Genomic DNA, 1883 nt, shown 5'->3' with positions numbered 1-1883 from the left:
ACGCCATCCTTTCCTATGATTCTACAGAAAGAATAGCGTATTTTTTCATTTTAGGGGGGATTTTATTTTGTTAGCTTGATAGCGATGGGGTCCTGCCAGCCAAATGACATAAAACCCACGCTAAGACATTTTATGGAATATGAAAAGGCGATTTTTCTACGTTAAGTGGAAAATAATACATTATTTAACAACCAAGTCTTATCTTGAGGTTATGAGGGTGTTGCAAAACTCATTAATATTCAGAAGTGAATGCATAAAAGAATCCATCTCGCTGGAAGAATAATAGTATCTCACACTATCTCTAGAAAGGTTGGATTCAGCTTCAAAATATCGGGATTTCCCCCTTTATTCCTTTGATATTCAACTAGCGCTCCTAATAGTTCTTCATGTAACATGTATTATATTTCCTCCCCTTATTTTCTACATTTATTTGTATACATTATTTTATACTGTGGTGTCAGTCAGTTACCCATATCTTATATTTTGTGTAACTAGGTCAAATGCTACAGCCCATGATATTCATAACTTCATAACACTTTCTTCTTTGAGTTACCCATCACAATGAAAATGAGTAATTGTATACAATTACTCATTTTCACCAAATATTACTATGAATAATTTATATATTATATTTTAAAATTAATATTTGGTAGGTGATTTAATCCATTGGATTTTAGTTTTTCTAGAAGGACTTGGTTATTGGGGAGTAATGCTCGGACTAATAATCGGAATAATCCCAATTGAAATCCTATTAGCTTACGCTGGTTATTTAGTATCATCAGGAATCATATCTTTTCTAAGTGCTATTGTATTTGGGACAATTGGTGGCGTTATAACACAGCTATATTGGATTGACCGTTATGGCAAATATATTTTTATTCAAAGAATACATGTTGATCATGCAGAGTCATGGTTCAATCGTTATGGAACTGATGTTATAGTCACAGCACGTTTCATTCCTTTTACTAGACACGCTATTTCAATACCAGTAGGTATTTAAAAAATATCAAATGTTAGATTCATTACACTTACTACTCTTGCAATTATTCCTATGAAGATCTTAACCATTATTTACAAAGAAAAAAGAATCCGGTTTAGGATTCTTTTTTCTTTGTAAATAAATTCATTATGAAACTTGCATTATTGTCAATGTAGCACCAGCACTTCCTGGTAATAAAATAGCAGCACCAATTAATCCGAATAATTGTAATGTTATAGTACTTCCTGCTGTTAATGGTACTATAATAGTATTATTAAATTGACTAACTGAAAGTAAAGGAGTAATTGTAGAAGCTGTATTACCCACACCATTAATAAGTAATTGTGAACTTAGTAATAAAGCAGCTTCTAAATTGACTTCATAGTTAATGAAATAGCGCCCAGTATTCGGTACTGTGAAAATAGTATTCGTAGCATCAACTGTTATACCGCCAGAAAGAGATTGACTACTTGGGAGAGGCACTGGGGTTCCACTTAAAACTACAAGAATTGTTGCACCGGTAGTGTTGGCAGCAAAACTTGATACATTTGTAGTACTAGTACCCGTTATTCCGGTTACTCCCGTTGGTCCTGTTGGTCCTGTTACTCCCGTTGAACCTGTCGCTCCAGTTACTCCTGTTGCTCCTGTTACTCCCGTTGAACCTGTTGCTCCTGTTGGTCCTGTCGCTCCTGTTACTCCCGTTGAACCTGTTGAACCTGTTGCTCCTGTTACTCCCGTTGGTCCTGTCGCTCCTGTTGCTCCTGTTGGTCCTGTTACTCCCGTTGAACCTGTTGCTCCTGTTGCTCCTGTTGGTCCTGTTACTCCCGTTGAACCTGTCGCTCCTGTTGCTCCAGTTGCTCCTGTTACTCCTGTTGCTCCTGTTACTCCTGTCGCTCCTGTTGCT

The 1883-nt window shown here is 36.6% G+C and carries 1 protein-coding gene and 1 pseudogene; one reads left to right on the top strand and one right to left on the bottom strand.

Annotated features, from left to right (window positions below):
- Window positions 1-646: 646 nt before the first annotated feature.
- Window positions 647-1069, top strand: a pseudogene (locus MR155_RS30980) (DedA family protein); the annotation flags it as partial.
- A 57-nt stretch (window positions 1070-1126) separates the two neighbouring features.
- On the opposite strand, the gene MR155_RS30975 reads toward MR155_RS30980, so the two are convergent.
- Window positions 1127-1883, bottom strand: a 757-nt coding sequence (locus tag MR155_RS30975) for a BclA C-terminal domain-containing protein (protein WP_242312093.1), incomplete at its 5' end; no start/stop codon positions are given.

Source organism: Bacillus cereus group sp. BfR-BA-01331 (genome assembly GCF_022663915.1).
Taxonomy (GTDB): domain Bacteria; phylum Bacillota; class Bacilli; order Bacillales; family Bacillaceae_G; genus Bacillus_A; species Bacillus_A mycoides.
Note: the sequence above shows the minus strand (reverse complement) of the source record. Positions and strands in the feature narration are given on the sequence as shown.